The sequence below is a fragment of the Rugamonas rivuli genome (genome assembly GCF_009380165.1).
Classification (GTDB): Bacteria; Pseudomonadota; Gammaproteobacteria; order Burkholderiales; family Burkholderiaceae_D; genus Rugamonas; species Rugamonas rivuli.
The window spans coordinates 1,208,029-1,216,902 of sequence record NZ_WHUF01000001.1; the positions used below are offsets into that span (position 1 = coordinate 1,208,029).

At 68.0% G+C, this 8,874-nt stretch carries 7 protein-coding genes; all 7 read left to right on the forward strand.

Annotated elements, in window-relative coordinates; genetic code table 11:
• The first annotated feature begins 30 nt into the window (after window positions 1–30).
• Window positions 31–1,887 carry a pilus (MSHA type) biogenesis protein MshL gene (mshL, locus tag GEV01_RS05145; RefSeq protein ID WP_152802214.1) on the forward strand — a complete coding sequence of 619 codons (1,857 nt, stop codon included), beginning with the start codon at window positions 31–33 and terminating at the stop codon, window positions 1,885–1,887.
• The gene (locus GEV01_RS05150) at window positions 1,884–3,467 is read left to right on the forward strand and encodes a tetratricopeptide repeat protein (RefSeq protein ID WP_152802216.1); all 1,584 of its coding nucleotides are present in this window, start codon (window positions 1,884–1,886) and stop codon (window positions 3,465–3,467) included. Before mshL ends, GEV01_RS05150 begins: the two co-directional genes overlap by 4 nt.
• A 25-nt stretch (window positions 3,468–3,492) precedes the next feature.
• Window positions 3,493–5,202, forward strand: a complete 1,710-nt coding sequence (locus GEV01_RS05155; RefSeq protein WP_152802218.1) for a GspE/PulE family protein — start codon at window positions 3,493–3,495, stop codon at window positions 5,200–5,202.
• Window positions 5,202–6,407 carry a type II secretion system F family protein gene (locus GEV01_RS05160; RefSeq protein WP_152802220.1) on the forward strand — a complete coding sequence of 402 codons (1,206 nt, stop codon included), beginning with the start codon at window positions 5,202–5,204 and terminating at the stop codon, window positions 6,405–6,407. Before GEV01_RS05155 ends, GEV01_RS05160 begins: the two co-directional genes overlap by 1 nt.
• Before the next feature lie 7 nt (window positions 6,408–6,414).
• The gene (locus tag GEV01_RS05165) at window positions 6,415–7,986 is read left to right on the forward strand and encodes a hypothetical protein (RefSeq protein WP_328595442.1); all 1,572 of its coding nucleotides are present in this window, start codon (window positions 6,415–6,417) and stop codon (window positions 7,984–7,986) included.
• Window positions 7,983–8,663, forward strand: coding sequence for a hypothetical protein (locus tag GEV01_RS05170; protein WP_152802222.1), 681 nt, complete (start codon window positions 7,983–7,985; stop codon window positions 8,661–8,663). The genes GEV01_RS05165 and GEV01_RS05170 overlap by 4 nt, the downstream gene beginning before the upstream one ends.
• A partial coding sequence (locus tag GEV01_RS05175; RefSeq protein ID WP_152802224.1) for a hypothetical protein occupies window positions 8,663–8,874 on the forward strand: 212 nt, incomplete at its 3' end. The genes GEV01_RS05170 and GEV01_RS05175, both read left to right, overlap by 1 nt.

Sequence of the window (8,874 nt, forward strand, 5' to 3'; positions counted from 1 at the left end):
CCTGCATTCCCCCTGGGCCGGAAAGAAACAATGAAAAAACTCGCCTCCCCCATCGTCCCCATGGTGTGCAGCGTGTTGCTGAGCGCCTGCGCGACCCACACCCTGCCCAAATCGCCGACCCATATTTCGGAAGCGCCGCGCGCCACCGGCTCCATTCCCGAGACCGTCCAACAAAGCGCCGTGCTGCCGCCGCCGTCCGCCGCGCCCAAGACCGAGACCTACAGCGTCACCGTGCACAAGGTGCCGGTGCAGTCGCTGCTGTTCGCGCTGGCGCGCGACGCCGGCATGAACGTCGACGTCCATCCCGGCATCGAGGGCACGGTCACGCTGAACGCGCTGGACCAGACCCTGCCGCAGCTGCTGACCCGCATCCAGCGCCAGGTCGACATGCGTTATGAAATCAACGGCAGCACGCTGACGGTCTTGCCGGACACGCCGGAATGGCGCAACTACAAGGTCGACTACGTCAACATCGCCCGCAGCACCAACAGCAGTGTCAGCATCGCCACCCAGATTTCGACCGCCGGCGGCGGCACCAGCAGCGTCGCCAGCCCGGCGTCCAGCAACAGCGGCGCCGGCCAGCAGCAGCAACCGCAACAGCAGCAGCAGGCGGCGCCGGCCAACAATGGCAGCGGCAACGGCGGCGGCAACAATTCGACCACCGTGGTCAACAACCGCTCCGACAACAACTTCTGGTATAGCCTGGAAAAGAACATCCGCGACATGCTGCGGGCGTCCAACCTGAGCGACAACCCGGTCGATCCGCTGGCGTCCCAGCAGGCCGGTGGGCAGGCCGGCACGCCGCAGAACGCCCAGCCGCAAACGCCGTTCGACGCCGGCGGCTTCGGCGGCGCCAAGGCCGGCGGCGGTGGCGCGGCGCAGCGCGGTTCCTCGGTCATCGTCAACGCCGAGGGCGGCCTGATCGCCGTGCGCGCGACCGCCCGCCAGCATGAAAAGATCCGCGAATTCCTCGACGTCGTGCTGGGCGCGGCCAAGCGCCAGGTGCTGATCGAAGCCACCATCATCGAAGTGCGGCTCGGCGACCAGTACCAGCAAGGCATCAACTGGCAATCGATCGCCAGGGGCGGCCTCAAGCTGAACCAGGGCGCGCTGGGCACCGCCACGCTGCCGACCGCCACCAATCCCGGCGTGTTCGTGCTGAACTACACCAACCCGACCAGCCGGCTGGGCAATATCGCCGCCACCATCGAGTTGCTGGAATCGTTCGGCAAGGTCAAAGTGCTGTCCAGCCCCAAGATCAGCGTGCTCAACAACCAGACCGCGCTGCTCAAGGTGGTCGACAACAACGTCTTCTTCTCGATCAAGGTGACGCCTGCGGTGCGCGACCTGAACGGCACCATCGTCTCGCCGGCCACCTATGAGTCGCGGCTGGAGACGGTGCCGGTCGGCTTCGTCATGAGCGTCACGCCGCAGATTTCCGACACCGACGAGGTCACGCTCAACGTGCGGCCGACCATCACCCGCATCGTCGACTACGTCACCGATCCCAATCCCGACCTGGCCAAGGCCGGCGTCAAAAGCCAGGTGCCGGTGATCCAGGCGCGCGAGCTGGAATCGCTGATGAAGGTGTCCAGCGGCCAGATCGCCGTCATGGGCGGCCTGATGCAGGATTCGGTGGACAACGCCAAGGACGGCATCCCGCTGCTGAGCAGCGTGCCGGTGCTGGGCGAGCTGTTCTCCCACCGTAACGAGAAAACCACCAAGACCGAACTGGTGATCTTCATGCGGCCGGTGGTGGTCAAGGACGCCAGCGTCAACGGCGACTACAAGGATTACCGTTACCTGCTGCCGGGCCAGACACCCGACAACGCTCCCTATGGCGAGGCCGCGCCGGCCCCCGCCCCAGCCAAGGCGAATGGATCATGAGTCTCTTAATGCAAGCGCTCAAAAAGGCGGAGCGCGCCAAACAAAGCTCGGGCGCCGACGATGAGACCGACAAGCCGTCGCAGGCTTTCGATGAAATCCTGGCGCTGACGCCGGAACCGGCGCCGGCGCCCGCGCCGGCGGCCCAGCCCGGCCTGGGCATGAGCCTGGACCTGGAACCGATGTCCGGCCTCAGCCTGGAGCCCATCCCGGCCGAACCAGCGGCCGCGTCCGGCCAGGCGCCGCAGCCCTCGCCCGACCCGCTGCCCACGCCCAGCGACCACAAAGGCCCCGGCCTGACGCTGGACCTGATGCCCGATCCATCGGCGCCGCCGGCCGCCGCACCCGCAGCCACCGCTGCCGCCGCGCCGTCGCCCGCACACGCCGCCAAGAGCGCCGCCTCGCCCGAGCCCGCGCCTGCCTACGCGTCCGCTGCCGCGCCTGCCCCCGCACCTGCCGCGTCGGCCGCCAAAGCCGCAGCCGGCAACACCCCGCGCGCCAACAAAGCCGGACCATCTTCCACCGACCAACCGCGCGGCGCCGCCCGCGCACGCGCCGCGGCGGCCGCCACAGCCCCGACCGAATCGGCCGGACTGGACCGCGACCGCCTGCGCCTGATCGGCTGGATCGCACTGCTGGTGCTGGTCGCCGCCGGCATGGGCTATTACTACTGGCAAGCCGTGCTCGCGCCCGGCGCCGGCTCGCGCCTGCCGCCGGTGCCGATGCCGCCGATCGGCGCCACCGGTGCCACCTCGGTCAAGGTCGCGGTCGCGCCCGGCGCCATCGAAGCGCTGCCCGACGGCGCACCGATCGCCCCACCGGCCCCCGCGCGCACCGGCACCGAAGATCTGGAGCGCCGCCTGAACGCCACCGAACAGGCGCTGGTCGCCTCGCAGCAAATCATGCAGCAGCAGCTGGCGCAACTGAACCAGCCGCGTCCCGACCAGTTGCCGCCGATCGCCGCGCCGGACAATAGCGAGATCCGCGTCGCCCGCGCCAGCCAGCAGCCGGTGCTGGCGCCCGCGCTGGAAAGCGGCTACCAGGCCCTGAACAGCGGCGACCTGCCGCTAGCCCAGCAGCAATACGAGGCCGCGCTGCGCGACGCGCCGACCAGCCGCGACGCCCTGCTCGGCCTGGCCACGGTGGCCGCGCGCAAGGGCCAGGGCGAACAGGCGGCCGGCTACTACCTGCGCCTGCTCGAACTCGATCCCAACGACAGCACCGCCGTCGCCGGCCTGGTCGGCGTGCGCCAGGGCGACAGCGGCCAGAGCGAAGCGCGGCTGCGCAACATCCTCAACACCAGCCCGGACGCCGCGCCGGTGCTGTTCGCGCTCGGCAACCTGCAATCCCAGCAGGGCCGCTGGCCGGAAGCCCAGCAGTCCTACTTCCGCGCCTACACCGCCATGCCCGACAACGCCGACTACGCCTACAACCTGGCCGTCGGCCTGGACCGGCTGAACCAGCCCAAGCTGGCGATGAAGTACTACCAGCGCGCGCTGGCGCTGGCGCAGGACCACGCCGCCGCGTTCGACCGCAACGCGCTGCGCCTGCGCCTGCACGAACTGGGCGCGTCCGCGCGCTGATCGCCACCATTCATGTAAGAGATCCATGGCAGAACAAGTCAAACTCCCGCTCGGCAAGCTGCTGATCCAGAAAGGCGTGATCAGCGAAGACCAGCTGCGCATCGCCCTGATCGAGCAAAAGCGCAGCAGCGAGCCGCTGGGAAAACTGTTGATCACGCTGGGCTTCGTCACCGAGGCCACGGTGCGCATGGCGCTGTCGGAAAACCTCAACCAGCAGAGCGCCGACCTGACCAGCCTGGTGGTGGACGCCATCGCCCTCAAGCTCATCCCCAAGGACGTGGCCAAGCGCTACAAGGTGTTCCCCATCGTGTATGAGCGCGCCACGGACAATCTGATCCTGGCCATGTCCGACACCAGCAACATCGTCGCGCTGGACCAGATCAGCGCCATGCTGGTCAAGGGCATCACCATCAGCCCGCTGCTGGTCAACGATTCCGACATCCAGCGCGCCATCGACCAGTACTACGGCTTCGAGTTATCAATCGATGGCATCCTGCACGAGATCGAAACGGGCGAAGTCAATTACGCTAGCCTGGGCGGCACCTCGGACGAGTACAGCCAGCCGGTGGTGCGGCTGATCGACGCCATCCTGGCCGACGCCGTGCAGAACGGCGCCTCCGACCTGCACTTCGAGCCGGAGCAATCCTTCCTGCGCATCCGCTACCGCATCGACGGCATCCTGCGCCAGATCCGCAGCCTGCACAAATCCTACTGGCCGGCCATGGCCGTGCGCCTGAAGGTGATGAGCGGCATGAACATCGCCGAGACCCGCGCGCCGCAGGACGGCCGCATCTCGATCAAGTTCTCCGGCCGCCAGATCGATTTCCGCGCCTCCGCGCAAGCGACCACCCACGGCGAGAACTTCGTGCTGCGCGTGCTGGACCGGCAGAAAGGCATCGTGCCGCTGGACGGCCTGGGCCTGGAGGAAAACGAGCTCAACCTGCTGAAGCTGATGATCGCCCGTCCCGACGGCGTGATCCTGGTGACGGGGCCGACCGGCTCCGGCAAGACCACCACGCTGTACTCCATCCTCAACCACATCAACACCGAGAGCGTCAACATCATGACGCTGGAAGACCCGGTCGAGTACCCGATGAACATGATACGGCAGACCGCCGTCAACGAATCGGCCAAGATGGGCTTTGCCGACGGCATCCGCTCGATGATGCGGCAGGATCCGGACATCATCCTGGTCGGCGAGATCCGCGACCGCGAAACCGCCGAGATGGCGTTTTCTGCGGCGATGACCGGCCACCAGGTGTATTCGACGCTGCACACCAACTCGGCGATCGGCTCGATCTCGCGCCTGCTCGACATCGGCGTGGTGGCCGACATCATGGCCGGCAACATCATCGGCATCATCGCCCAGCGCCTGATCCGGCGGCTGTGCCCGCACTGCCGCGTGGCCTATCCGGCCGAGGCGCTGGAGCGCCGCCTGCTGGGCCTGCCGCAGGGCGAGGACGCCGAACCGTACACGCTGTACCGCGCCTGCGGCTGCGAACGCTGCGGCCACCAGGGCTACAAGGGCCGGCTGGCGATCATGGAACTGTTGAAGATGACGCCGCAGCTCGATGAAATGGTGGCCCGCCGCGCCTCCTCGCGCGAGCTGAAGAACGCCGCCGCCGCGGCCGGCGTGCGCTCGCTGGTGGACGACGGCCTGCGCCGCGTGCTCGAAGGCGTGACCACGCTGGAAGAAGTGGCGCGCGTGGTCGACCTTACCGACAGGCTGAGCTGATGCCCCAATACCTCTACCGCGCCATGGATGCCGGCGGCCAGCTGACGCTGGGGAATATGGACGCGCTCAACGAGCCCGACCTGGAGCTGCGCCTGCACCGCATGGAGCTGGACCTGATCGATTGCCAGGTGTCGCGCCAGAAGCTGGCCGCCATCGGCCGGCGCGATATCACGCGCAAGGACTTGATCAACTTCTGCTTCCAGATGGAGCAGCTGACCGGCGCCGGCGTGCCCATCCTCGACGGCTTGAACGACCTGCGCGACAGCATGGACCATCCGCGCTTCCGCGAAATCATCACCGACCTGATCGAGAACATCGAGGGCGGCCTGCAGCTGTCGGCCGCGCTCGACGCCTACCCGGACGTGTTCGACAAGACCTTCACCAGCCTGATCACGGCCGGCGAGCGCACCGGCAAGATCGCCGAAGTGTTCCTGAATCTGTCGGACAGCCTGAAGTGGCAGGACGAGCTGGCCTCGCAATCGCGCAAGATCGTCATGAAGCCCATGTTCGTCGGCATCGTCATCCTCGGCGTGGTAGCCTTCCTGATGATCTACCTGGTGCCGCAGCTGACCGCCTTCATCAAGAACATGGGCAACGAGCTGCCCTTCCACACCAAGGCGCTGATCTTCGTTTCCGACATCTTCATCAACTACTGGTACGTGCTGCTGGCGCTGCCGGTGGCGGCCTTCTTCGGCGGCCGCGCCTGGCTGGCGCGCAGCGAGGACGCGCGCTACCGCTTCGACGCCTTCAAGCTGCGCATCTGGATGATAGGCCCGGTGCAGCACAAGATCATCCTGGCCCGCTTCGCCACCTTCTTCGCGCTGATGTACGGCGCCGGCATCACCATCCTCGAATGCATACGGCTGTCCGAAGGCATCGTCGGCAACCGCATGGTGGCGGCCGGCCTGCGCCGCGCGGCCCAGCTCATTTCCGAAGGCCAGAGCGTGACGGCGGCGTTCCAGAACACCGGCATCTTCCCGCCGCTGGTGATCCGCATGCTCAAGGTCGGCGAGGCCACCGGCGCGCTGGACGGCGCGCTGCGCAACGTCAGCTATTTCTACAACCGTGAAGTCAAGGAAATGATCGAGAAGGTGCAGGCGATGATAGAGCCGGCGATGACCGTGGTCCTGGGCCTGCTGCTGGGCTGGATCATGCTGTCCGTGCTGGGGCCGATTTACGACACCATCAGCAAGATCCGACCCTGAGGCCGCCGTGTTGCACAGACATTTACTTTATCTCAGCAGCGAATATGTGTGGGCCTACCCGTGGCACAAGGGCAGGCTCGGCGAACCCGTGCGCTACACCAACGACCGCGCCGGCGTCGACGCCTTCATGGATTACCTGGACACCCAGCCCTACGGCCCGGTCTATCTGATGGTCGACCTGATCGAGGAAGACTTCCAGCGCATCACGCTGCCGCACGTGACCGGCCGCTCCGGCCGCCGCCTGCTGGCCCGCCGGCTGCTGCAGCAATACCGCGAAACGCCCTACCGCTACGTGCGCGTGCAGGGCCGCGAGCCCGACGGCCGCCAGGACGATATCGCCCTGCTCAGCGCGCTGACAAATCCGGCGCTGGTGCAACCGTGGGTCGAGGCGCTGGAACTGCTGCGCGCGCCGCTGGCGGGGCTGTACTCGACCACGCTCATGAGCCCGTCGCTGGTGCGCAAGCTGGGCCTGGCCGACGAGCGCCTGCTGCTGGTGACACAGCAATCGGCCGGCCTGCGCCAGAGCTATTTCCTCGACGGCCAGCTGAAGTTCTCGCGGCTGACGCTGGCGGTGGACCGCGACGGCGACCCGGTCGACGTCGCCCGCGAAACCGCCAAGACCCAGCAGTTCCTCACCAGCACCCGCCTGATCGGGCGCGGCGAGGTGCTGCACACCGTCATCGTGGCGCCGGAAGCGACGCTGGACCGCCTCGAACCGCAATGCCAGGACGGCCCCGAGACCGCCTACCACTTCGTCCCCATGGACGACGCCGCCCACCGCACCGGCCTGGAAGACACGCCGGCGCTGGCCGATACCGTGCTGCTGACACTGCTTGGACAGGAACGCCCGCCCACCCAGTACGCGCTGGGCGCGGCACGCCGCTACTTCCAGCTGTGGCGCGCGCGGCTGGGCCTGTTCAGCGCCAGCGCGGTGCTGGCCACCGCCACGCTGGTCTGGCTGGGCATCAATGTCTGGCGCTATGCCGACGCCACCTCGGCCACCGCCACCATGTACGCCGAGGCCGACCAGTTCGACAAGCGCTACCGCGACGCGCTGTCGACCATGACGCCGGCCATCGACAAGACCGTCAACATGAAGGCCGCCGTCACCGTGGCCCAGCTGCTGGTGCGCCAGGGGCCGCAGCCGCTGCCCTTCATGGCGCAGCTGAGCACGGCGCTCGACAAGGTGCAGCAAATCCGCCTGATCCAGCTGGACTGGAAGATCACGCCGCCGGCCGCGCCCACCGAGCCGGTGGCCGGCAGCTTCCTCAACGCCGGCAGCGGCACGCCGCTGGCGCCGATCTCGTCGCTGATGCTGGGCCTGCCCGTGGTGGTGCCGCAGGCGCTGCGGCTGGAGGCGGAGATCATGGTGCCGCCGGAAAATTACCGCGAAGTGGTCAACACCATGAACGCCTTCACCCAGGAACTGGCCCGCCAGCCGCGCATGGTGGTGGAGATCGTGCAGCAGCCGGTCGACACCCGCTCCAGCGTCAAGCTCAGCGGCAAGGCCGGCGCCGGCGCCGCCGGCGGCGTCGAGAGCAAGGCGCGCTTCATCCTCAACCTTGTGTGGCAGCCATGAACGCCTCCCCCGCTCCCTTCAGCAAAAAGCCGCCGCGCGCCGCGCCGCCGCTGCCCTACTGGATGCGCGAATTCGCGCTGATACGGCTGGCCGTGGTGACGGCCGCCGGCGCCCTCAGCATCGGCGTGGCGGCGGTGTTCGCCAGCACCTGGTATGTCAACCACGCGCAGGACGAGCGCGCCCAGGCGCAGCAGACGCGCGACGCCGCGCGCCAGCGCTTTGCCCAGGTCGAAAGCGAAAAGCGCGAAATCCGCAGCTACCAGCCGCAGTTCGTGCTGCTGCGCAAGCGCGGCCTGATCGGCGACGAAAACCGCCTCGACTGGGTCGAGCAGATCCGCCAGATCCAGGAGCGCCGCAAGCTGCCGCCGCTGAGCTACGAGATCGAGCCGCAGCAGGCGGTCAAGCTCGACGCGCCGGTGCCGCTGGGCGACTACGCGCTGCGCGGCAGCCGCATGAGCCTGCGCATGGAGTTGCTGCACGAGGGCGATCTGTTCAACTTCCTCGAAGACCTGCGGCAGCGCAACTATTACGCGGTGCAGGAATGCACGCTCAAGCGCATCGGCGGCCCGACCAACGTGCCGAACACGCCGACCATGGGCGCGGACTGCAAGCTCAACTGGCTGACGCTGGCGCCGGCCGCCGCGCTCAACGCCGCCGCGCGCAAGAAAGGCTCGTGATGAAACGCTCCCGATTCCTCCCGCTGCCGGCCCTGCTGTCCGTGCTGCTGGCCGCTGCCATGCCGGCGGCGGCGCAGCAGGTGACGCTGGGCCGGCTGTTCTCCACGCAGGAAGAGCGCGGCAACCTGGACCGCCAGCGCGATGGCGGCCCCAGCGGCCAGGCCATCGCCGCGCTTGCCGCCGGCGGCAGCGCGGGCGGCGCCTTCCCGGG